This is a genomic window from Cupriavidus basilensis, from assembly GCF_029335485.1.
Classification (GTDB): domain Bacteria; phylum Pseudomonadota; class Gammaproteobacteria; order Burkholderiales; family Burkholderiaceae; genus Cupriavidus; species Cupriavidus basilensis_E.
Map to the genome: position 1 here is coordinate 12704 of NZ_JARJLM010000430.1, position 23085 is coordinate 35788.

Sequence of the window (23085 nt, forward strand, 5' to 3'; positions counted from 1 at the left end):
GGCCGCCTTGCCACGTTCTGGGCGCCCCCGCCCGCCGCCTGGTGCGGCGGGCGGAAAGAGCGCCGTGATCAGCAGCCGAAGCCGCCTATCGCTGCCCGAAGCTCGCGTCGATAAACAGATCCTTGTACTCGCGCGGCTGCGAGCGCCAGTATTGCTTCGGCGCATGCACCTGCGCGCCGAGCCTGGCCGCGGCATGCCAGGGCCAGCGCGGATCGTAGAGCATCGCGCGCGCCAGCGAGACCGCATCGGCTTCGCCGTTGGCAATGATGGCCTCCGCCTGCTCCGGCTCGGTGATCAGCCCCACCGCGAGGGTCGGCAAGCCGACCTCGGCCTTGACCCGCTGCGCATAAGGCACCTGGTAGCCCGGCCCCAGCTTGATGGCCTGGGCCGGCGAGACGCCGCCGGTGGTGACATGGATCGCCGCGCAGCCGCGTGCCTCCAGCGCCTTCGACAGCGCCACCGTGCCCTCGATATCCCATCCGCCGGGCACCCAGTCGGTGGCGGAGATCCGCACCCACACAGGCTTGTCGGCGGGAAATGCCGAGCGCACCGCGTCGAACACTTCGAGCGGAAAGCGCATCCGGTTCGCCAGGCTGCCGCCATAGGCGTCATCGCGCTGGTTTGCCAGCGGCGACAGGAACTGATGCAGCAGGTAGCCATGGGCGGCATGGATCTCGATGCCGTCGAGCCCGAGACCCGCGGCGCGCCTGGCGGTGGCGACGAAGTCTTCCCTGATCCGCTCCATGCCCGCGCGATCCAGCGCCACCGGTACATCCTCGCCCTGCGCGTGCGGCAGCGCGGATGGCGCCACCGTCTTCCAGCCGTCCGGCTCGCCGGGACGGATCTGGCGGCCGCCTTCCCATGGCACGTGGCTTGAAGCCTTGCGCCCGGCATGCGAGACCTGTATCGCCAGCGCAATCGGCGAATGCGCCCTGGCGGCGGCAATCACCTTCGCCAGCGCGGCCTCGCTCGCATCCGAATAAAGGCCGAGGTCTCCCGGCGTGATGCGCCCTTCCGGCGAGACCGCCGACGCCTCGATGATCAGCAGCCCTGCGCCGGAAATCGCAAGCTGGCCGAGGTGGATCATGTGCCAGTCGCCGGCGCAGCCCTCTACGGCCGAATACTGGCACATCGGCGCGATGACGATGCGGTTCTCCAGCCGCAGCCGGCCGATCGAAAACGGTTGGAACAATTGGCTTTGACTCATGGAGCGGCTCCGTGCTGTGCATGGCATGCGATGCCATGCGGGAAGAATGCGGTGCGGGGCACTTGCGCCGACCCCCGGATCCCGTTCATTCTAGAAGGCAGGCCTTCAATACGTGGCAACCGTCCGCGGCCTGCGCACGCTGGCAAGGACAAAGAACCGGATGACACAGGGGTGCCGCGGGCGCTGCATCGAATGCTCGGCAGCGAGGCGAAGCGGCAGGCCCGCTATCGCCCTCGCAGCAGGCCCTCGCGAATGAAGTCCCCGAATTCCCGTGCCGCCGGCTGTGCGCCATGCCGGGGCAGGTGCAGGTTGATGGCGAAGCTGGGCAGTTCCGGCAGGCCGGAATCCGCGCCGAATATATCGAGGTCGGCCGGCACGGTGGACGCCAGCCATGCCGTGACCGCCAGGTCCATGCGCACCGTGGCCGTGGTTGCATCGATGTTGCCGTTCTCGAACACGGTGCGCCACGGCGTGCCGTGCTCGCTCAGGGCGGACAGCACCGCCGGGCGGAAAGCGCAGGTGTCGGCAACCATGGAGATGGGCAGCGGGCGTTTCAGGCGGGCCTTGCCCCCCTTGGCGCCAACCCAGACCAGCCGTTCCACGCGCAGGCATTCGCCGTCGGAAGGGCCCACCGGCTCCTCGATCACCGCCAGGTCGACCTGGCCATCGGCGAGCGCGCGGGCAAGATCCGGCGAAGCGGCGCAACACAACGATATCTCCACCTGGGGATGGGCTTCCGAGTAGGCCTTAAGCACGGGGGCGAGACTGGTTCCGACCAGGTCATAGGGCACCCCCAGGCGCACCTGGCCCGGCGCCGTGCCGGCAATCATCCCGGCCCAGATTTCGTCATTCAGGTGCAGCAGTTGCCTGGCTTTGCCCAGCAGGCGCTCACCGGCGGGAGTCAGGCGCAGGCCGCCTCGCCCGCGCTCGAACAAGGCCGCGCCAAAATCGTCCTCCAGCCGCTTGATCTGCTGGCTGACGGCACCCTGGGTCAGATGTAGGGCATTCGCCGCCGCGGTCATGCTGGCATGTTCCGCGACAGCCACGAAGGTACGCACGATGCGGGTATCGAGATGACGGGTCATGCCTGGCATTATATTTACTAATGCCAGGCATTATGAGAATTGCCTTTCCTAATGCAAGACGGCCCCCTACAGTTGGGCTCTCCCTGCACTCGCCCGCCCACGCCCGCCATGCCTGACCCGGTTGCCCCGCTTGCCTTGTTCGCCATCGTGTCCACCATCACCCCTGGCGGCGCCACCACGCTGGCGACCGCTTCCGGGGCGCGTTTCGGCTTCCGCCGCTCGGTGCCGCTGATGGCCGGCATCGCCGTGGGCCTGGCCTCGCTCGCTGCCGCTGCGGCGATCGGACTGGCCGGTCTGCTACTTGCGGTACCTTCGCTGCGCACGGCGATGAATCTGGCCGGCTCCGCCTACCTGTTGTGGCTGGCGTGGCGGATCGCCCGAAGCGGATCGCCAAACCTGCAGGCTGAGCTGGCGGCGCCGACGCGCTTCTGGAGCGGCATGTGCCTGCTATGGCTGAACCCGAAGGGCTGGGCCATGGCGCTGGGGGCAGCCGCGTCCTTCGCGGCGCTGGCGAGCGGGCCGCTGCAGCTTGCCATCCTGCTTGGCTCGGCCCTCGGTTTCGCCGCCGCCGCATCGATGTCGCTCTGGTGCCTGGCCGGGCTGATGCTTTCCCGGCTGCTGCGCACGGAGCGCCAGTGGCGCTGCCTGAATGCCTTGCTTGGACTGCTGCTGGCCGCCTCGATCATTCCCATGTGGATAACATGACGAACCTGCCGGAAACCGCGGCCTTCGCGGAAACCGTGGACCTGCTGGCCGCGCTCGGCGACTGGCTCAGGCCTGCCGCACCGCCGTTTCCCGCGATCCGGCCTGCCCGCCCGTGACCCGGTCGATGGCGGCCAGCACCTCGTCGACTTCCGGCACCACGCCGCGGGCGCCCAGCGAGACCGACTGTCCCGGGGTGTCGATGCCGAAGTGCTGGCTGTCGGTCACCGTGAACAGCATCACCGACGGCTTGCCCAGGGCATCGGAAAGATGCACGAAACCGGTGTCGGTCCCCACCACCAGCGCGGCGGCGTCCACCCGCTGCGCGCATTCGGTGATGGTCATGCGCGGCAGCACCTCGGCGCCGGGAATCTCGGCTGCCAGCGCCTCCGATTGCTCGCGTTCGGCGGGCGAACCCCAGGGCAGCTGGATCTTGTAGCCCCGTTCGGCCAGGGTCCTGCCAACCGCGATCCAGCGCTGCGCCGGCCATTTCTTGGCCTCTACCGAGGTCGCATGGAACAGCATCGCGCGCGGCACGCCGTCGGCGTTGAGCGGCACGGCGGGCGCAGGAACGCGCAGTGCGTAATGCTCGACGGGATCGAGCGGGTATCCGAGCGCATTGGCGACCACCATGCGCATCTTGTGGCGCGCGGTGGCGTCGCCGTGCGGGCCGAAGATCTGCGTGTAGGCGAACACGGCACGCGCCTCGCCGAGATACTCGGCGGCATAGCCAAGACGGCGGCCCGAGCGTGCCAGCCAGGCCACGATGGCGCTTTTGTACACGCCATGCACATCCACCACCACGTCATATTTCTCGCGGCGCAATTGCCACAGCGCACCGAAGATGGCGCGCAGGTCGGACCAGCTGCGCGATTTCTTGAAGCCGCGCAGCGGCGGGGCGATCACGCGGTCCACACCGATCGCCCAGCGCGGAATATCGGCGCAGGATGCATCCGCCACCCAGTCGATCTTGGCCTCGGGATAGGCGCGGCGCAGGTCGGACACCAGCGGCAGCGTGTGCACCATGTCGCCCAGCGAGGTGATCTTGATGAGGAGAATGCGTTTCATTTGGATGGCGAATCGGATTGCAGGGAAAGCGCCGGGGTCCGGCGAGGCCGTAGTATGCACCAGCCCCCTGGCCTGCGCATCTTTTGCGCCGGCGCGCCAGCCTCCCTGCTCGCCGCTCAGCCCCAGGCGGCGGGACTGGCCACCACCGTGGCAAAGCGGTCGTGCAGCGCCGCCAGCGAAATGCGGTGGAGCTCGGCCGCCGTGACCGGCGCCCCGCCCAGCGGGTCGGGCAGGTCGCGCGTGGCGCAGGCCGATGCCACCACCGTGCTGCGGTAGCCGTGATCCAGCGCGGAACGCACCGTGGCGCTGACGCACATATGGGTCTGGAAGCCGGCCACGATCAGCTCCTTGCGGCCGAGCCGCTCCAGCAGCGCCGCCAGCGTGGTGCCGGCGAAGCTATTGGGCAGGCCCTTGACCACGGTATGTTCGCCCGCCAGTGGCTCCAGCCCTCCGATCATGGCCGCGCCGTGGCTTTCGGGATCAAAGGCGCCGCCACCGCCAGCCCTGCCGTGATGCACCACGTGCACCACCGGACTGCCGTGGCGGCGCGCCAGCGCCAGCAACTCGCCGCAGGCTGCGGTGGCGGCCGCGATGCCGGTCAGCGGCAGTTTGCCGTCCACGTACTCGCGCTGGTGATCGATCAGCACCAACGCGGCGGCCTCCCAGGCCGAAGGCATGCGGCTGGCGCCGGCAAGGTCGAGCAAGGTGAAGGGTGCGGCCATGACGTTTCCTTTCCAAGTGAGTGAGAGTCTGGCACGCCGGCGCAACCAGGGGCAAGGGCGCCGGCGTGCATCGGAAGCCTCCGGCAGACACCGCCGCGGCGGCCACCGTGCAAACGCATGATAGGCCGCGTTATGCTGTACGCCAATTCTCAACTCACTCACACCAACCGTGCAAAAACGTTCACTCCACTGGGACGACCTGCTGACCCTGTCCACCCTGATCCGCGCCGGCAATTACTCCGCCTGCGCGCGCGAGCTGGGCGTGACGCATGCCACCGCGATCCGCCGCATCCGGCGGCTGGAAAGTGCGCTCGGCCAGCCGGTGGCGACGCGCACCGAAGGCGCCTTCGCGCTGTCGGCGGCCGGCCGCTGCGCGCTGGCCGCGGCGCAGCAGATGGAGAGTTCGGCCGGGCGCCTGTTGCGCGAGGTCGAAGAGGCCGACAGCGGCATGTCGGGCGTGGTCGGCATCGCGTGCACCGCGGCATTCGGCAGCCACTTCCTCACGCCGCGGCTGTTCGGGCTCTGCCAGGCCCACCCGCAACTGGAGGTCCGGCTGGAAACGGACAACCGCATCGCCAGCCTGGCCCGGCGCCGCGCCCATATCGCCGTGCGGCTGGCCAGGCCGCAGGAAAGCGATGTGATCGCGCAGCGCGCGGGCAGCATGGGCTTCGGCCTGTATGCGCCCGCACGGCCTGCGGGCGCCGGGCCCTGGCGCGAACAGGATCTTGGCGCCGCGCCGCTGTGCGGCCTGCTGGACGAAGGGCTGGCTCTGCCGGAGTCGGAGTGGACCCGCACGCTGGCCGCGCGCACGGGCTTCCAGTCGAACAACCTGCTGGCGGTGCATGAGGCGATCCGCAACGGGCTGGGCATCGGCCTGCTGCCGCACTACCTGGCCCGGCAGGACGAGCGGCTGGCGCTGATACGGGAAGTACCCGAGGTGGTGCGGGAAATCTGGCTGGCCTATCCGCGCGAGTTTCGCGGCGCCTCGCGCTTCCGCCCGGTGATCGACTGGCTGGCGCGGACCCTTCATACCTGCCCGTGACCCGGACCGTGGCGCACGCATGCCGCCGCGATCGCACCGGGCGGCGCCACATGGGAGCGCAAGCGGCGAGCCCCGGCAGCGGCCCTCAATATCCGGTGAATTCTGCAGTAAATTAATTTCACGGCAAGAAAGCACAGATATGGCAGTTTTGCACAGCTGTGCCGCCGGCGCCTCTCCATACACTTTCTCCCGCATATCAAAGACAAGAGGGAGACACCATGGATACCACGCTAATAGAAAGCACGCCGCAAGCCGGGCCGATCGCCGGCCCGGGCTCCGTCAGGGATGCGTCCGATTTCCGGAACATGCCGGAGGAATACCAGCAACTGGCCACCCGGCTCATGCTCGTGCACACGGAAGGCGAACTTACCGGCGCCGACGATTACACCCAGATCTTCTATAACATCGCACCCAATGCGTTCGAGAAGCAGGTCTGCTGCGAGCGCGCGGCCGAGGAGGTCCTGCACTACCGCCTCAGCGCCGAAGTGCTGGGCGAGATCGGCGTGGACACCTCCAGCATGCTGGGCCAGCATTTCCTGGAGCGCCCGTACTACCCGAACGAGCTGGTGCGCGGCGTGAAGAACTGGATGGAGCGCGGTATTTTCTCCTTCATCGGCGAAGCCGTGGTGCTCGAGCATCTGCTCGAGTTCGCCGAGAGCAGCTACAAGCCGTTCGCCGACATCTTCGTCAAGCAGATCATCAGCGACGAACACACCCATGTGGCCCACGGCTACCGCATCATCAAGGAGGCATGCGAGACCGAGGAAGGCCGCGCCGGCGCGCAGCAGGCGCTCGACCGTCTCTGGCCGCATCTGCTCGACCTGTTCGGGCGCTCCGATTCCCAGCGTTCGCGGCTCTACCTGAAGTGGGGCCTGCGCAAGACCGGCAACGAAGCCTTGCGCGCCCAGTTCGTCAGGAAGACGGTCCCTCGCCTGGCGGCCATGGGACTGCACGTGCCGGACGGCGCCGCCAATCGCGCCTTCGTCTGAGGGAGCGGCCATGAGCGATGTCTCCAGCCTGCACCAGCAGCGCAAACTGGCAATCACCGAGCGGCTTCCCCAGTTGCTCGACGGCGACCCTGAACTGGCCGCGCGCTTCCAGGCCGTGAGGGGCTTCTCGGCCCGGGTCCGCGCTGCCGAATACCACCTGACCAATGCCTGCAACATCCGCTGCAAGGGTTGCTGGTTCTTCGAGTTCGGTCATGACAAGAGCGCGCCGGAAGCGAAGGCGCTGGACGACTGGACGGCTTTCATCGAGGCCCAGCGCAAGAAGAAGGTCAATGCCGCGCTGCTGATCGGCGGCGAGCCGACCCTGTTCATCGACCGCATCGCCGCCTTCGTCGAACGCATGCGCTATGTGTCGATCTCCACCAATGGGCTCAAGGCGTTTCCCAATGTCGCGCCTTTTGAGAACGTCACTGTCTTCATCACCCTGTTCGGCGGCGGCCCCCTCGATGACGAACTGCGCGCGATCAAGCCGGGCGGCACGCGTTTCACGGGCCTGTTCGACACGGCGCTGGCCAACTACGCCGACGACCCGCGCGCCTGCTTCGTCTACGCGGTGACGGAGGGTGGGCTGTCGTATATCGAACCGACGGTGCGCCGTATCTGCGACAACGGCAATACGGTCACCTTCAATTTCTACAGCCAGTACAACACCGGCCATCCGCTACGGATGCAGAACGAGCAGCGCCTGTTGCGCGAGATGCTGCGCGTGCGCGAGCGCTATCCGGATACGGTGCTGAACCACCCCGCCCACATCGAAGCCATGGTGACGGGACAGGCCTGGTGCGGCAGCTTTGGCTACGACACCTGCCCCAGCATCAGCCAGGATCACCCGGACAACCAGGCACGCCTCGCCAACGGCAACCCCGGACTGACCTTCTTCAACACCTGGAAAGCCGATCTGCAAACGCTGGAACGCTGCTGCACCTCGGGCCATTGCGAAGGCTGCCGCGACAGCCAGGCGGTCTATAGCTGGCTGATCGTGAGCCTGGCCGGGTCGCTGGCATCGCGCGAGACGCTGCGGACCTGGGTCGAGGTGGCGGAGTCGTACTGGCGGCAGTTCATCTGGTCGCCCTACCGGAGCGGGCCACGGGAGCGCGTGGCGCAGTCCGGGCGCGCGGCCGACCCGCAACCGCTGGAGATGCTGGCATGAGCCCGGGCGACAGCACCCACGACCGGCACGAGCGCGCCCTCAGGCTGCCGCTGCCCGCCGAGGAACGCGCGCAATGGCAGGCGCGGCTCAATGCCCTGCCGGTGCTCACGCATATGGGCGCCGAACTCGATCTCTCCCATCCCGCCATCGTGCGGCTCAAGCTGGTACGCCAGATGGACGCGCATATGGGCGGGCTGGGCACCAAGGCGCTCAACGGCGCGGTGATCGCAGGCATGATCGACTGCGGCATTTCCACCGCGGGCATCCTGCAGTTCCGCGGCCGCACTTGCGGCACCGTCCATCTTTCGATCGACCTGATGAAGCCGGTACGGGCCGCGCACCCCACTCTCGAGTGCCGCGTGGTGCGGCGCACCGATTCGCTCGCCTTCGTCGAGGCACGGCTGCTTGGGCCGGACGGCGGCATTCACGCGCAGGCCAGCGGCATCGTCTCGCTGGCCCGCCTGGCCGGCCGGCACGCCGGTGCCGGGCACCACGACAACTGGAGCGCACTGCACCGCGCGGCGGAGCCAGCCTCCGCCGCGGCCTGAAGACGCAGCCCGCAAGGTATTGCCGCCCGTCTTGCGGGTGCGTCCGGCCCGTGCGCTCCCATTCGCCTATCCCTCGCTACCAGATGGCATCGCCTGCCGTACAGCCATGAAACCCCTCCCCCTTTCGACACCATGACCGCAAACCGCCCCACCGCATTTGCCGAACGCATGCGCCGCGTGCAGAGTTCGGCCGTGCGCGACCTGCTCAAGTACAGCAAGATCCCAGGCATCATCTCCCTTGCCGGCGGCATTCCCGCGCCGGACCTGTTCGACATCCCAGGCCTGCTGGCGGCGCTGGCCGCGGTCACCGAGGGCGGTGACCCGGAAGCGTTCCAGTACGGCATGACCGAAGGCGAAGCCAGCCTGCGCGCGCAGATCGCGGCGCTGCTGAAGCATCGCGGCATCTCCGCCACCCCCGCGGACATCCTGGTGACATCCGGCTCCCAGCAGGGGCTGGACCTGGCCGCGCGGGTATTGCTGAACCCCGGCGACACGATACTGGTCGAGCGCCCTTCCTATCTCGCCGCGCTGCAGACCTTCGAACTCGCAGAAGCCAGTATCGTCTCGGTGCCTTCGGATGAGGAAGGCATCGATGTGGCATGGATCGAAGCCTACCTGTCGAGCTGCGAGGTCAAGGCCATCTACGTCGTGCCAAACTTCGGCAACCCCAGCGGCCGGACCCTCTCGCTGGAACGCAGGAAACGGCTCGCCGAGCTTGCCGCGCGTTTCGGCACCTACCTCATCGAGGACGACCCCTACGGCGAACTGCGCCTGTCGGGTGCGCCGGTGGCAAGCATCCGCGAGATCGCGGAACGTTCGCCGGCACGGGACCGCGTCATCTACCTGTCCTCGTTCTCGAAGATCCTCTCTCCCGGGTTGCGGGCCGGATGGATGGTGATGCCGGAAGCCGTCCTGCAACAGGCCGCCCTCGCCAAGCAGGCCATCGACCTGCATACCTGCAGCCTCTCGCAGCGGCTGATCGCCAGCTATCTCGCCGACGGCCGCCTGTGGCCCCGCCTCGCGGTGCTGACCGCCGCCTATCGGGAACGGCGCGACGCACTGATGCAGGCATTGCAGCGGCACCTGGGCGACGCGATCTGCTTCAACGAACCCGAAGGCGGCATGTTCCTGTGGGCCAGGTTCGCACCGCAGGTGGATGCTGCCCGCGTGCTGCGCGCCGCGATCGAGGCCGGCGTGATCTTTGTTCCCGGCGCTGCGTTTTTTGCCGACCATCCCGAGCACAACACGCTGCGGCTGTCCTACTCGACCATCGACACCGAGTCGGCCGAGACCGGCGCCATGCGCCTGGCCAGTGCGCTGCGCACGGCGTATCCGGAGGCCATCGCGCGCTGAACCCGCCGCGCGGCGGCGCCCCGCGTCAAACCCGCCGGGCCTGTCCGGCCAACTTCCGCCAACTTCAGCCAACGATTGAAGTACGGACAACAAAACATGAAATCTGGAGAAGAAGCCCCACTTAGTGCGTATTGAGCGGCAGCGCGGTTTGGGTAGAATTTCCCGACCCTCAAGGACGGTCGCCATGACAGCCCTCAAACTCGATTTCCGTAATCCGGACGACCGTGCATCGCTGTTTTCCGTCGCGCCGGTGCGCAGCAGCGCGGTGTTTGGCTGGAAGGACCTGTATTTCGAGCGGCGCGACGACGACATGTTCGAGACGCGCGAACATGCCATCGACGGGCATTACCTGATGGTCAAGCTCAACCCGCTCTCTGTCGCCGAACGCCGCATCGACGGCCGTGCCCGCACCGAGGTGCAGCGGCGCGGCGCCACCGCCTATGTGCCCAGCGGCTGCGGCCACAGCGTGCGCTACATACGGCCCCTGGGCAGCTTGTGCCTGATGACCCTGCACGATGCCACCTTGCGCGATATCGCCGATGAGCTCGGCCTGCCCGGCTTTGCCGGCACGCCCGCCTTCGCGCATGAGACCGACAGCTTCGTACTGAACGCGTTCGAGGCGCTGGACCGTGAACTGCGCGACGGCAATCCGCACGGCGCGCTGTTCGGCCAGGCCTATGCGCGCCTGGTCGCAGCGCATATCGTCACGCGCTACGGCAGCGCCGGGCGCCGCAAATCGAGGATGCCGGCCTTGTCCGTCAGCAGGATCAAGTGGCTGGACGACTATATCGAGTCCCAGCTCACCCACCCCATCTCGCTGGACGACCTGGCCCGCCAGGCGGGCCTGAGTCCCTACTACTTCACGCGCATCTTCAAGGAAGCGACAGGGCTGCCGCCCTACCAGTACGTGCTGCACAAGCGTATCGAGTTCGCGCGCATGTGCCTCAGGCAGGACCAGCTATCGATCGAGGACGTGGCCATGGCCTGCGGCTTTGGCGACCCGATCCAGTTCTCCAAGCAGTTCAAGAAAATATGCGGCACTACGCCCTCGGCGTTTCGCGCCGAGTGCCGCCACCTGTCCGTGCAGGACTGCAGGCGTTCGGCCTGAAGCGGCCGCACGCCGCGCGCCGCGTCGCGCAGACTGCGATATGGCGAGCCGGCGGGACGGCAGGCGATGTAGGCCAGCCATCTCATCGCGAGAATCCGCTGGAAAGCGCGCGGGCACGCAGTATAGTTGCCCTAGATTCCCCGCTGGGAGAACCGCCATGGACCGGAACACGCCGGAACGGCTGGAGGCAGGCGCGCTCGGGCTGGGCGAGTCCGTGGTGATGGGCGTGGCGGGCACGGCACCCGCCTTCAGCCTGGCAGCCACCACGGCCACCCTGGTCGCCGCGGTAGGCACGCTGGCGCCAGCCAGCCTGCTGTATTGCGGACTGATCATGTTCGGCGTGGCACTGGCCTACCAGCGGCTGAACCGGCTGCAACCCAGCGCCGGCGCCTGCTACGCCTGGGTGACCGGGATCTTCCATCCCGCGCTTGGCTTTTTCGCCGGCTGGGCGCTGCTGGTGGCTTCCGCGGTCTTCATGGTGTCCGGCACCATTCCCGCAGCGACGGCAACCCTGCTGCTGATCGATCCCGCGCTGGCCGGGCGCCCGCCCGTGGTAACGCTGGTGGCCGCCGGCTGGCTGATTGCGGTAAGCGCCGTGGTGATCAAGGGCATCAAGCTGACCAGCTACACACAGGTGGCGATGACGCTGATCGAGGTCGGGGTGCTGGCCGCGATCGCGCTCGCGGCCGTGTTGCGGGCGCCGCTCCCGCTGGCCCACCCGCTATCCCTGGGATGGCTGTCGCCGGCTGGCTTTACGCCGCAGCTGTTCGCCAACGGCGCGCTGGTGGCGCTGTTCTTCTTCTGGGGCTGGGACGTGACCGCCAACCTGACGGAGGAAACCCGCGATCCCACGAGGGCGCCGGGACGCGGCGCGCTGCTGGCCATGGTCGTCGTGCTCGCGCTGTTCATGGTGTTCGTCGCAGCCTGCCTGGCCGTACTGAGCGACCAGGAGATCCGCCAGGCCGGCACCAACGTAGTATTCGCGCTGGCGGCGCGGCTGCTGCCGCGGCCATGGGACTACCTGGCGGTGCTCGCCGTCATGCTCAGCACGGTGGGAACGCTGGAGACCTCGATCCTGCAGTTCACCCGCACGCTCTATGCCAAGGGCCGCGATGGCCTGCTGCACCCGCGCTATGCCGAACTGCACCGGACCTGGCGCACGCCCTGGGTGGCCACCGTGGTGATCGCCGCTCTCGGCCTGCTGCTGCTCGCCCTGTCCGCCCGTTTCGCCAGCGTGGGCCAGATCATCCAGGACTCGGTCAACAGCATCGGCTTCCAGGTGGCGTTTTATTATGGGCTGGCCGGCTTCGCCTGCGCCTGGCACTCCCGGCACGGCGCCGCCCGCGCGCCCGCCAGGCTGCTGCTGCTGGTGCTCTGGCCCGCCTGCAGCGCGGCCTTCCTGTGGTTCATCGCGCTATACAGCATCCCCAGCTTCGACCTGCCCACGCGCGTGATAGGTCTGGGTGGCATCGCCGCGGGCGTGGTGCCGTTCCTGCTCAACCGGCGCCGGCAGCTTGCCGCCAGCGCCGAGGGCCCGGCCCCGGGCTGAGCTCAAGCCGGCTCGCCCGGTGCACGGCTGCGGCTGGGGGTTACCGAGGCGATCAGCAAGGTCGCCGTGGCCTCGATGCGTTCCGGCGCGCCGAACAGGCGTGCCACCACCAGGCCGCTCTGCAGCGCGCCGAACACCGCTTGGGCCAGCGCTTGCGGCGGTATCGGCAAGAGCGTTCGCCTGGCGGCCTGCGCGGACGCCAGCAAGCGTGTGAGCCAGGCTTCATTCAGCCGGTAGAAATCCTTGAGGATGCGATGTACCCCCTCGGGCAGGAATGCGGTCTCGGCTGACAGCATGCCGACCAGGCAGATGGCATCGCCGCCCGCCGTGGCGAGCCAGGGCTCCAGGTAAGCGCGCGCCTGCGCCTCGGCCGGCAGGCCGGTATCGATGCCGCGCACGTGCCCGCAGATACGCGCGCTGTATTCCGTCACGGCCGCCTGCAGCAGGTCCTCCTTGGAGGGGAAGTGGTAGTGGATGCTGGACGTCTTGACCCCGACTCGTTCGGCGAGGTCCCGGTAGCTGAAGCCATTGAATCCCCGCTGCCTGACCAGCAACAGGGTGTGCTCTAGCAGTTGCTCTCGTACGGACTGGGTTGTCATATGGCCTTTATCCGCCTATCGGCGGACCCTCGGAACGGCGGTAGCTGGACGGATAGCGGCTCCGCCCAATGGCAAAGAGCCGGGGTGGCCGGCTCCTGGCATCCATCACGGCGCACTTCGTCCTGACGGACTGACGCAGGGGCTCGCCCCTTGCTCAAGCTCAAGCGTTGGCGCCTTCGGTGAAGACATCGAACCTGCCGGTACGGGCGCCGTCCGTGTAGGGGTCGGCGCTGCGGGCCGGGGAAGCCGAAACACTGCTGCGGTCCAGGCCGGCGACGATACGGGCGCCATCCGTGTACGGGTCGGCCTTGCCGACGCGGGCGCCGTCCGTGTAGGCGTCGACGCTGCGGGCAGGGCTGGCCGACACGCCGGTGCGGTCCAGGCCGGCCACGATACGGGCGCCGTCGGTGTACGGATCGGCCTTGCCGGCGCGGGCACCTTCGCTGAAGGTGTCGAACTTGCCGCTGCGCGCGCCGTCGGTAAAGGCGTCAGGCGTGCTGGTGCGGAAGACGTAGCCGTACTTGTCGCCGTAGAAGCTGCTGTCCTTCGGGCCCGAGGCCTGAGCCTGGCCTGCCACGAAGGCGGCGGCGAGCGTGGCGGCGGTGATCAGGCTCTTGGCAAGGAAACGGGTGTTCATGATGCTCTCCATCGAAAGTGAGGATCCGCGCTGGGGCAGGATCAGGATCAATTAGTCGCTACGTTCTGGAATCCCTTACAGCCAGTTATCTACTAGTAGATAGATTAACGGGCCAAAAAAAACGGGAATTACCCAAGTGTTGCGCTGGATCCCTCTTTCCTGCCTCGGCCTTCTGTTTCCGGGCGGGGCGGAGCAGCGGTGTCCATGGCTCGAATATTATCTACTAGTAGATAGATAGTCAAGATATTTTCAGGACTTTCGTTGAAGTACATCATGCATCACCCGGATTCCGGCTCCGCCCGCGCTGTGACCGACCTGCCCGCAATATCAAAAAACGGACGGCAGCCCAGGCTGCCGTCCGTTTCAGTGCCACGCCGCGCCCGGTCCGGCGCGCGGCAATGGATCGCCCTTTCAACTCACCGCACGCGCCCCTCCTTCCAGGCTTGCAACAGCTTTTCGTAGGCGATGGTCTCGCCCTTGGGCTTCTCGTTGTCCAGCTTCTTCCATGGCGCGTGGTCCGCCGACAGCCACTTGGCGGAATCGCCTTTCGGGTTCAGCTTGGGCGCGCAGTTGCTCATGCCGGCGCGCTGCAGCCGTCCCATCACCTGGTCCATTTCTTCGGCCAGGTTGTCCATCGCGGCCTGCGGCGTCTTCTCGCCGGTCACCGCGGTCGCCACGTTCTTCCACCACAGCTGGGCCAGCTTGGGGTAGTCCGGCACATTGGTCCCGGTCGGCGTCCAGGCCACCCGCGCCGGGCTGCGGTAGAACTCGATCAGGCCACCGTACTGCGCCGCGTGCTTGGTGAGGTACTCGTGATGGATGTCGCTGTCGCGGATAAAGGTCAGGCCGGTGAGCGACTTCTTCAGCGACACCGTCTTCGAGGTCACGAACTGCGCGTAGAGCCAGGCCGCGGCGAGGCGGTTGGGATCGGTGTTCTTGAAGAAGGTCCAGGAACCCACGTCCTGATAGCCATTCTGCATGCCCTGCTTCCAGTACGGGCCATAAGGCGACGGCGCCATGCGCCACTTGGGGCTGCCGTCGGCGTTGACCACCGGCAGGCCCTTCTTGGTCATGTCGGCAGTGAAGGCGGTGTACCAGAACACCTGCTGCGCCACCTGCCCCTGCGCCGGCACCGGGCCGGCTTCAGAGAAGGTCATGCCCATGGCCTGCGGCGGCGCGTACTTCTTCATCCAGTCGATGTACTTGGTGAGCGCATAGACCGCGGCCGGGCTGTTGGCGGCGCCGCCGCGCGACATCGAGGCGCCCACCGGGGTGCATTTGTCCTCGGCCACGCGAATGCCCCACTCGTCGACCGGCATGCCGTTGGGCAAGCCCTTGTCGGCGGCGCCGGCCATCGACAGCCAGGCATCGGTGAAGCGCCAGCCCAGCGAGGGATCCTTCTTGCCGTAGTCCATATGGCCGTAGACCTTCTTGCCGTCGAGTTCCTTGACATCGTTGGAGAAGAAGTTGGCGATGTCCTCGTAGGCCGACCAGTTGGTGGGCACGCCCAGGTCGTAGCCGTACTTGGCCTTGAACTTGTCCTGCAGGTCCTTGCGCGCGAACCAGTCGGCGCGGAACCAGTACAGGTTGGCGAACTGCTGGTCGGGCAACTGGTAGAGCTTGCCGTCCGGCGCGGTGGTGAACTTGGTGCCGATGAAGTCCTTGACGTCCAGCCCGGGATTGGTCCACTCCTTGCCGGTGCCGGACATGTAGTCGGACAAGGGCAGGATGGCGCCATAGCGGTAGTGGGTACCGATCAGGTCGGAGTCGGAGATCCAGCCGTCGTAGATGGACTTGCCGGACTGCATCGAGGTCTGCAGTTTCTCCACCACATCGCCTTCCTGGATGATGTCGTGATTGACCTTGATGCCGGTGATTTCCTCGAACGCCTTGGCCAGCGTCTTGGACTCGTATTCGTGGGTGGTGAGGGTCTCGGAGACCACGCTGATCTGCGTCACGCCCTTGGCCTTGAGCTTGGCGGCGGCGTCCATGAACCACTTCATTTCGGCAAGCTGCTTGTCCTTCGAGAGCGACGACGGCTGGAACTCGCTGTCGACCCACTTCTTGGCCTCCGCCTCGCCTGCCCACGCCGCGTGGCCGCAGGCGAGCGCGGCCGCGCAGGCCAGCGCCGTCATGCCCAATTTCACGTGCACCTTCATTGACGTCTCCTCGAGAATCCCCCTCCCTGCTCTTTGTCTGGGTCGCGGTCCGGGGAAGGTGCAGGCCGCTGTGCCCATTGACGAAAAATCCGTCGCTTCATGCTTGCCGGCTGTCTTGCCGGCTTTCTTCAGCCCTTGCGCATCACCAGCGCCAGCGCCAGCATCGAGACCACGAAGCTGATCCAGATCGAAGGCTCCTCGGCCAGCGAGAACCACGCCACCATCTGCTCGCCCAGGCCCACCCAGGCCAGGTTGATCCAGGCGGCGCACATCAGGCCGATGAACAGCCGGTCGCCGCGCGTGGTGGCGATGGGCAGGAAGCCCTTGCGCTCCGTCGTCGGCGCCCGGCTCTCCCACACCGTCATGCCGATCAGCATCGCCACCACGCTGATAAAGAACACGGCCACCGGCGTGGTCCAAACCATCCAGTTGAGCATGGCTCTCCTCTCCTTACACGCGGCCCATCGCGAAACCCTTCGCGATGTAGTGCCGTACAAACCAGATCACGATGCCGCCCGGGACGATGGTCAGCACGCCGGCCGCGGCCAGCACGCCCCAGTCCATGCCGGAGGCGGACACGGTGCGCGTCATGGTGGCGACGATGGGCTTGGCGTTGACCGACGTCAGCGTACGCGCCAGCAACAGCTCCACCCAGCTGAACATGAAGCAGAAGAACGCGGCCACCCCCACGCCTGCCTTGATGAGCGGCAGGAAGATGGTGAGGAAGAAACGCGGGAACGAGTAGCCGTCCACATAGGCGGTCTCGTCGATCTCGCGCGGCACGCCCGACATGAAGCCCTCCAGGATCCACACCGCCAGCGGCACGTTGAACACCAGGTGCGCCAGCGCCACGCCAAGGTGGGTATCCATCAGCCCGACGGTGGTGTAGAGCTGGAAGAACGGCAGCAGGAACACCGCCGGCGGCGTCATGCGGTTGGTCAGCAGCCAGAAGAAGACATGCTTGTCGCCGATGAACCGGTAGCGTGAAAACGCATAGGCCGCGGGCAGCGCCACCGTGATCGAGATCACGGTGTTCATCGCCACATAGATCATCGAGTTGATATAGCCCGAGTACCAGGATGGGTCGGTGAAGATGGTCCTGTAGTGCTCCAGCGTGAAATCGTTGGGCAGCAGCGACAGCGTCGAGACGATCTCCTCGTTGGACTTGAACGACATGTTCAGCATCCAGTAGATCGGCAGGATGGCAAAGACCAGGTACGCCACCAGGAAGAGTGCGCGCCAGTATGTCGCGCTCTGTTTGGCTTCACGCATGGGGCATGTCCTCGCTGCCGGCGGTGCCCGCGCGCTGCATCCAGTTATAGAGAATGAAGCACATGAGCAGGATGATCAGGAAATAGACGATGGAGAATGCAGCGGCCGGCCCGAGGTCGAATTGCCCCACCGCCTTCTGCGTCAGGTATTGCGACAGGAACGTGGTGGCATTGCCGGGCCCGCCGCCGGTCAGCACGAAGGGCTCGGTATAGATCATGAAGCTGTCCATGAAGCGCAGCAGCACCGCGATCATCAGCACGCCGCGCAGCTTGGGCAGCTGGATGTAGCGGAACACCGCCAGGCGCGAGGCGCCATCGATCTGGGCCGCCTGGTAGTAGGCATCGGGAATCGCGCGCAGGCCGGCATAGCACAGCAGCGCCACCAGCGGCGTCCAGTGCCACACGTCCATCACCAGCACCGTGACCCAGGCGTCCACCGCGCTGCCGGTGTAGTTGTAGTCGAAGCCCATGCCGGACAGCGCGGCGCCGAGCAGCCCGATATCGGTACGGCCAAAGATCTGCCAGATGGTGCCGACCACGTTCCACGGGATCAGCAGCGACAGCGCGATCACCACCAGCACCGCCGACGCCTTCCATCCCTTGGCCGGCATCGACAGCGCCAGCAGGATGCCCATTGGAATCTCCACCGCCAGCACCGACAGCGAAAAACCGAGCTGGCGCAGCAGCGCATCGTGCAGTTCGCCGTCGCGCAGTACGGTGCGGAACCACTCGGTGCCGACGAACACGCGCCGCTCCGGCGAGATGATGTCCTGCACCGAGTAATTGACAATGGTCATCAGCGGCAGGATGGCGGAGAACGCCACGCACAGGACCACCGGGATCACCAGCAGCCAGGCCTTCTGGTTGACGGGCTTCAGCGTGCTCATGCCACCAGCTCCTCGTTGACGTAGTAACAGGTATGACGGTTGAAAGCGGACAGCCAGACGGTCTCGCCCGCCCGCAGCGCCGCCGCTTCGGCGCCGAGCCGGCCGCGCACGATAGAGGCCTCGCCGGCGCCGCTGTCCCCGCCATCCCGCAAGGTGGCGGTGACCAGCCAGTAGGTGCCGATATCCTGCGCGCGCTCGACGCGCACCGGCACGGCCTGGGGATCGGTGCTGGCGGCCAGCCGCAGGTACTCGGGACGCACCCCCACCTTGAACGTGCCGGCGGCCTGCAGGGCCTGCGCGGTGGCCGGCGCCAGTTCGGGCATGTAGCGCCGCCCGGCAATCTCGATGGCACCGTCGCGCCAATGTCCCGCCAGGAAATTCATGCCCGGCGAGCCGATGAAGTTGCCGACGAAGGTATGCTCGGGCCGCTCGAACAGGGCATCCGCCGAGCCTACCTGCACCGCCTTGCCGCGCGACATCACCAGCACCTGTTCGGCGAACGTGAGCGCCTCGGTCTGGTCATGGGTGACGTAGATCAGGGTCAGCCGGAATTCGTGATGGATTTCCTTGAGCTTGCGGCGCAACTGCCATTTCAGGTGGGGGTCGATCACCGTCAGCGGCTCGTCGAACAGGATCGCCGACACGTCCTGGCGCACCAGCCCGCGGCCGAGCGAGATCTTCTGCTTGGCGTCGGCCGCCAGCCCGCTGGCACGGCGATCCAGCGCGGAGGACAGGTCCAGCATCTCGGCCACGCGGCCGACGCGCTCCTTGACCTGGGCGGCGGACACGCCGCGGTTGCGCAGCGGAAAGGCGAGATTCTCGCCCACGGTCATGGTGTCGTAGATCACCGGGAACTGGAACACCTGGGCAATATTGCGCGCCTGCGGCGTGGCCGCGGTCACGTCGCGGCCATCGAAGGAGATGGTGCCGTGCGAAGGCCGCAGCAGGCCGGAAATGCAGTTGAGCAAGGTCGTCTTGCCGCAGCCGGAGGGGCCGAGCAAGGCATAGGCGCCGCCGTCGTCAAAGGTGAACTTCAACGGCATCAGCGCATAGTCTTCGTCCGACTGCGGGTCGGGCCGGTAGGAATGGGCGAGATCGAGGTCGATGCGTGCCATCTCAGACTCCCATCTCGGCAAGGGCGGGCGCCACCCTGCCCGGCCGCCTGGGCGCGTGGATGCGCATGCCGGTGGCGTCGAACAGATAAAGCTGGGCGGGATCGAGATGCAGCGTGAGGGGCGCGCCGAGTTCCAGGTCGACCACGCCGGGGAACTGCGCCACCAGGTTGCCGACCGGCGAATCCATATGCACGAAGGTATCCGAGCCGGACAGCTCCGCCAGCGCCACCCGGCCCGCCACCGGCACCGAGCCCGGCACCGCTTCCAGCCGCAACGCGCCGGCCCGCACGCCGACCGTGACCGTGCCCGCATGCCGGGCCGCGTCCAGCAACGGGATGGCAATGCCGCCCGCCAGCGTGACCGCACCGCCCAGCAGGGTGCCGGACATCAGGTTCATCGGCGGATCGCTGAAGGCGCGCGCCACGCGCAGCGAGGCGGGATAGTGAAAGACCTCGGGCGTGGGGCCGTACTGCAGCAGCTCGCCGGCATCCAGCACTGCGGTATGGCCGCCCAGCAGCAGCGCCTCCGCGGGCTCGGTGGTGGCGTAGATCACGGTGGCGTTGCCATGCGCGAACAACTGCGTGAGTTCCTCGCGCAACTCCTCGCGCAGCTTGTAGTCCAGGTTGACCAGGGGCTCGTCCAGCAGCATCAGGGGCGCGCCCTTGGCCAGCGCGCGGGCCAGCGCCACGCGTTGCTGCTGGCCGCCGGACAGCTCGGCGGGAAAGCGGTCGAGCAGGTGTTCGATATGCAACCGGCCCGCCAGCGCACGCACCTGGGCACCGATATCCTTCGCGCGGCGCAGCTTGAGCGGCGAGGCGATGTTGTCGAAGACGGTGAGGGAGGGATAGTTGATGAACTGCTGGTAGACCATCGAGACGTTGCGCTCTCGCACCGGCATGCCGGTCACATTCACGCCGTCCACCTCGACGCGGCCGGCGCTGGGCCGGTCCAGCCCCGCCATGACCCGCATCAGCGAAGTCTTGCCGGCCTGGGTGGCACCGAGCAGGATGGTCACGGCGCCCGGTACGGGCGACAGCGACATGGGATACAGATACGCCTGCGAACCTGCATGCTGGGCGATGCCTTCCAATCTGAGCTGCATCGGGTCTCCGAATTCGTTATGCTTTTTACATCACACCAACAGTCATGATGCAGACGCACAAAACTTTGCTTTCCGCTCGTTTTAGCAAAGAAACGAACATAAAACAATCGTGCAGTGCATCATTTGTTTTCGTTTCTGTTTGAACTAGAATGCCGACATGACCCTAAATCCCCGCCAGACCGCCCTGCTCGAAGAGGTACGCACCCAGGGCTTCGCTTCCATCGACGAACTCGCGCGCAAGTTCGGCGTGACCCTGCAGACCGTGCGGCGCGACGTCAACCTGCTGGCCGAAAACGGCATGCTGGCGCGCTTTCACGGCGGCGTGCGGGTGGAGGGCTCGACGGTGGAGAACATCGCCTACCGCCAGCGCCAGGTGCTCAATGCCGAGGGCAAGGCGCGCATTGCGCGCGCGGTGGCCAGCGCCGTGCCGGAGGGGTGTTCACTGATCCTGAATATCGGCACCACGGTCGAGGAAATCGCCCGTGCGCTGATGCATCACCGTGGCCTGCGCGTGATCACCAACAACCTGAACGTGGCCAGCATCCTGGCCGACAACCCCGATTGCGAGGTCATCGTGGCCGGCGGCGTGCTGCGCTCGCGCGACCGCGGCATCGTGGGCGAGGCCACGGTGGAGTTCATCAGCCAGTTCAAGGTGGATATCGGCCTGATCGGCATCTCGGGCATCGAGGCCGACGGCACGCTGCGCGACTACGACTTCCGCGAAGTCAAGGTGGCGCGGACCATCATCGAGCATTCGCGCGAGGTCTGGCTGGCGGCCGATGCCAGCAAGTTCAACCGGCAGGCCATGGTGGAACTGGCACGCTTTTCGGAAATCGACCGGCTGTTCACCGACGAGCCGCCCAAGCCGCCGTTCGAACGCATGCTGGAAGAAAGCGGAGTGAGCTGTGTGGTCGCCGAGGCGTGAGCAAGGCAGGCGGGCGGGCCCGCTGCCCCGCGGGCGAGGCGGTGCCGGCGCGGCTGGCGCCCGGCACCCGGTGAAGGCCTTACTTGAAGACGACGGTCTTGTGGCCGTTGAGCAGGATGCGGTGCTCGGCATGCCATTTGACGGCACGCGCCAGCGCCACGCATTCCACGTCGCGCCCCACCGCGGTGAGCTGTTCGGGATCCATGCTGTGATCCACGCGCTCGATTTCCTGCTCGATGATCGGACCTTCGTCGAGCGCCGCGGTCACGTAGTGCGCAGTGGCGCCGATCAGCTTCACGCCGCGGTCATGCGCCTGGTAGTACGGCTTGGCGCCCTTGAAGCTGGGCAGGAAGGAGTGATGGATGTTGATGGCGCGGCCAGCCAGCTTGCGGCACAGGTCGTCGGACAGCACCTGCATATAGCGCGCCAGCACCACCAGGTCGATGTTCTGCTCGCGCACGATCTCGAACACCTTGTTCTCCTGCGCGGCCTTCTGCTCGGCAGAGGCGTTCATCATCGGCAGGTGGAAGAACGGAATATCGTACGAGGCCGCCAGCTGGTAGAAATCGCGGTGGTTCGACACGATCGCGGCGATCTCCACCGGCAGGCCGCTGGCCTTGGCGCGAAACAGCAGGTCGTTCAGGCAATGGCCGATCTTCGACACCATGATCATCACGCGCGGCTTGACGCTGGCGTCGAACAGGTCCCACTGCATGGCGAACTGCTCGCCGACCGGCGCAAATGCCGCCTTCAGCGTAGCCAGGTCGGGACCGCCGGCGGCCGGCGTGAAATGCACCCGCATGAAGAAGCGGCCGGTGAACTCATCGCCGTACTGGTCGGAATCGACGATATTGCAGCCGTGCTGGAACAGCAGGCCCGAGACGGCGTGGACGATGCCAGGCTGGTCCGGGCAGGAGATGGTGAGAATGAATCCGGTATTGCTCATCGTGTGTTGTTGTGTGGAGTGCGCGATCACGCGCGGGGTGCGCCGGGCGCGCTCCAGCCGCGGCGGTTGAGCGCATCCAGCGTCACCAGGGTCGCGTCGACCGTCATGGCGCCATCCGCCATGATAGCAAGCAATGCGTCCGGCTCGATACGGCGGTGCTCCGCCACCTCGCCGTCGCGGTTATGCGGCACGAAATCCGGCGGCAGCAACAGGTCGTACGCATACACGGCTTCCCATTGCACGCCTTCAGGAATTTCGCGCAGCACTTCGATCACGCCGTGCGCTTCGGCGCACTGCGCCAGCGCCGGGGGAATGCCGGACTCTTCGTCGCATTCGCGCACCAGCGTGGCGAGCGGATCGCTCCCGTGCGGCATCCCGCCCGCGACCAGGTTGTCCCACATGCCGGGATCGACCGCCTTGGCCGCGCTGCGCCGCGAAATCCACAATGCGCGCTCCCCGGCAATGATGCCGTTCATGTGCGAGGCAAAGGTCAATAGCCCGAGAAAACGCGCTGCCGCGCGCTCGATCGTGGCGAAGGCCGGCGCATCCAGCGCCGGCGTCACCGCGAACAGCTCGTCGCGCCAGCCGCGCACGTGGCCGGCGCCGGCCAGCCAGCGCGCCAGCCCCGCCAGCGCTTCGCTGCGCGTGGCGAAATCCGCGCAACGCGGCAGCAGCGCCACGCTGCCGTCATGCGGCTCGCCCAGCATGGCCGGCACGGCATCCTGCGTGCGCAGGATCTGCGCATGCGCACGCGGCAGCCAGCCCACCTGGCGCCCCGCCACCGTCAGCCGCAGGTGGGCGGCGCCATCGAACGGGCTGCGTGCCGCGACCGACGCGGCGATGTGGGACAGGGCAGAGGCATCGTGGCCATGGCTAACGGGCAAGGTATCGGACATGAATGAC

The 23085-nt window shown here is 66.9% G+C and carries 23 protein-coding genes; 9 read left to right on the forward strand and 14 right to left on the reverse strand.

The features are described 5' to 3' along the window. Positions 1-85: 85 nt before the first annotated feature. Positions 86-1207 (reverse strand): NADH:flavin oxidoreductase/NADH oxidase, encoded by a 1122-nt coding sequence (locus P3W85_RS25655; protein WP_276266823.1) that lies wholly within the window; start codon positions 1205-1207, stop codon positions 86-88. A 224-nt stretch (positions 1208-1431) separates the two neighbouring features. Next, positions 1432-2292 (reverse strand): LysR family transcriptional regulator, encoded by an 861-nt coding sequence (locus tag P3W85_RS25660; RefSeq protein ID WP_276266824.1) that lies wholly within the window; start codon positions 2290-2292, stop codon positions 1432-1434. A gap of 108 nt (positions 2293-2400) precedes the next feature. Between P3W85_RS25660 and P3W85_RS25665 the strand changes: the two genes are divergently transcribed. Next, positions 2401-2997 carry a LysE family translocator gene (locus tag P3W85_RS25665; RefSeq protein WP_276266825.1) on the forward strand — a complete coding sequence of 199 codons (597 nt, stop codon included), beginning with the start codon at positions 2401-2403 and terminating at the stop codon, positions 2995-2997. A 66-nt stretch (positions 2998-3063) separates the two neighbouring features. On the opposite strand, the gene waaC is transcribed toward P3W85_RS25665, so the two are convergent. Together waaC and P3W85_RS25675 are read right to left on the reverse strand one after the other, a co-directional pair. Continuing rightward, complete coding sequence (waaC, locus tag P3W85_RS25670; RefSeq protein WP_276266826.1) at positions 3064-4062, reverse strand: lipopolysaccharide heptosyltransferase I; 999 nt, start codon at positions 4060-4062, stop codon at positions 3064-3066. 116 nt (positions 4063-4178) lie between these two features. Continuing rightward, a complete protein-coding gene (locus tag P3W85_RS25675; RefSeq protein ID WP_276266827.1) occupies positions 4179-4784 on the reverse strand; it encodes a cysteine hydrolase family protein in 606 nt (201 codons plus the stop codon). 169 nt (positions 4785-4953) lie between these two features. Here P3W85_RS25675 and P3W85_RS25680 point away from each other — a divergent pair, with 169 nt between their 5' ends. From P3W85_RS25680 to P3W85_RS25710, 7 genes are all read left to right on the forward strand, one after another. After that, on the forward strand, positions 4954-5826 hold the full coding sequence (locus P3W85_RS25680; RefSeq protein ID WP_276266828.1) for a LysR family transcriptional regulator: 873 nt from the start codon (positions 4954-4956) through the stop codon (positions 5824-5826). Between the two features lie 218 nt (positions 5827-6044). Then, positions 6045-6815 (forward strand): Phenylacetic acid catabolic protein, encoded by a 771-nt coding sequence (locus P3W85_RS25685; RefSeq protein ID WP_017226820.1) that lies wholly within the window; start codon positions 6045-6047, stop codon positions 6813-6815. A gap of 10 nt (positions 6816-6825) precedes the next feature. Next, positions 6826-7983: a radical SAM protein gene (locus P3W85_RS25690; protein WP_276266829.1), complete on the forward strand. Its 1158-nt coding sequence runs from the start codon at positions 6826-6828 to the stop codon at positions 7981-7983. Then, positions 7980-8531 (forward strand): PaaI family thioesterase, encoded by a 552-nt coding sequence (locus P3W85_RS25695; RefSeq protein ID WP_276266830.1) that lies wholly within the window; start codon positions 7980-7982, stop codon positions 8529-8531. Before P3W85_RS25690 ends, P3W85_RS25695 begins: the two co-directional genes overlap by 4 nt. A 132-nt stretch (positions 8532-8663) precedes the next feature. Further along, complete coding sequence (locus tag P3W85_RS25700) at positions 8664-9884, forward strand: PLP-dependent aminotransferase family protein (protein WP_276266831.1); 1221 nt, start codon at positions 8664-8666, stop codon at positions 9882-9884. 184 nt (positions 9885-10068) lie between these two features. Continuing rightward, positions 10069-10992: an AraC family transcriptional regulator gene (locus P3W85_RS25705; RefSeq protein ID WP_276266832.1), complete on the forward strand. Its 924-nt coding sequence runs from the start codon at positions 10069-10071 to the stop codon at positions 10990-10992. Positions 10993-11149: 157 nt separating this feature from the next. Beyond that, positions 11150-12541 (forward strand): APC family permease, encoded by a 1392-nt coding sequence (locus P3W85_RS25710; RefSeq protein ID WP_276266833.1) that lies wholly within the window; start codon positions 11150-11152, stop codon positions 12539-12541. Between the two features lie 2 nt (positions 12542-12543). Here the strand turns inward: P3W85_RS25710 and P3W85_RS25715 are convergent, their stop codons facing one another. The 8 genes from P3W85_RS25715 to P3W85_RS25750 form a co-directional block, all read right to left on the reverse strand. Beyond that, positions 12544-13140 carry a TetR/AcrR family transcriptional regulator gene (locus P3W85_RS25715; protein ID WP_276266834.1) on the reverse strand — a complete coding sequence of 199 codons (597 nt, stop codon included), beginning with the start codon at positions 13138-13140 and terminating at the stop codon, positions 12544-12546. Between the two features lie 160 nt (positions 13141-13300). After that, complete coding sequence (locus tag P3W85_RS25720; RefSeq protein WP_276266835.1) at positions 13301-13777, reverse strand: copper resistance protein CopQ; 477 nt, start codon at positions 13775-13777, stop codon at positions 13301-13303. Positions 13778-14193: 416 nt separating this feature from the next. Further along, positions 14194-15924, reverse strand: a complete 1731-nt coding sequence (locus tag P3W85_RS25725) for an ABC transporter substrate-binding protein (RefSeq protein ID WP_035818778.1) — start codon at positions 15922-15924, stop codon at positions 14194-14196. A 140-nt stretch (positions 15925-16064) separates the two neighbouring features. Continuing rightward, the gene (locus P3W85_RS25730; RefSeq protein ID WP_017231117.1) at positions 16065-16373 is read right to left on the reverse strand and encodes a DUF2160 domain-containing protein; all 309 of its coding nucleotides are present in this window, start codon (positions 16371-16373) and stop codon (positions 16065-16067) included. Positions 16374-16386: 13 nt separating this feature from the next. Beyond that, the gene (locus tag P3W85_RS25735) at positions 16387-17208 is read right to left on the reverse strand and encodes a carbohydrate ABC transporter permease (protein ID WP_017231118.1); all 822 of its coding nucleotides are present in this window, start codon (positions 17206-17208) and stop codon (positions 16387-16389) included. Beyond that, complete coding sequence (locus tag P3W85_RS25740; RefSeq protein ID WP_276266843.1) at positions 17201-18085, reverse strand: carbohydrate ABC transporter permease; 885 nt, start codon at positions 18083-18085, stop codon at positions 17201-17203. Before P3W85_RS25740 ends, P3W85_RS25735 begins: the two co-directional genes overlap by 8 nt. 5 nt (positions 18086-18090) lie before the next feature. Further along, entirely contained in the window at positions 18091-19209 is a 1119-nt protein-coding gene (locus tag P3W85_RS25745) for an ABC transporter ATP-binding protein (RefSeq protein WP_017231120.1), read from the reverse strand. Between the two features lies 1 nt (position 19210). Further along, entirely contained in the window at positions 19211-20311 is a 1101-nt protein-coding gene (locus P3W85_RS25750) for an ABC transporter ATP-binding protein (protein ID WP_276266836.1), read from the reverse strand. Between the two features lie 157 nt (positions 20312-20468). Here P3W85_RS25750 and P3W85_RS25755 point away from each other — a divergent pair, with 157 nt between their 5' ends. After that, a complete protein-coding gene (locus P3W85_RS25755) occupies positions 20469-21236 on the forward strand; it encodes a DeoR/GlpR family DNA-binding transcription regulator (protein ID WP_276266837.1) in 768 nt (255 codons plus the stop codon). Positions 21237-21315: 79 nt separating this feature from the next. Here P3W85_RS25755 and purU read toward each other — a convergent pair whose 3' ends face one another. Next, positions 21316-22182, reverse strand: coding sequence for a formyltetrahydrofolate deformylase (gene purU / locus P3W85_RS25760; RefSeq protein WP_017231122.1), 867 nt, complete (start codon positions 22180-22182; stop codon positions 21316-21318). Positions 22183-22208: 26 nt separating this feature from the next. Then, entirely contained in the window at positions 22209-23078 is an 870-nt protein-coding gene (locus tag P3W85_RS25765; protein ID WP_276266838.1) for an NUDIX hydrolase, read from the reverse strand. Positions 23079-23085: the final 7 nt, after the last annotated feature.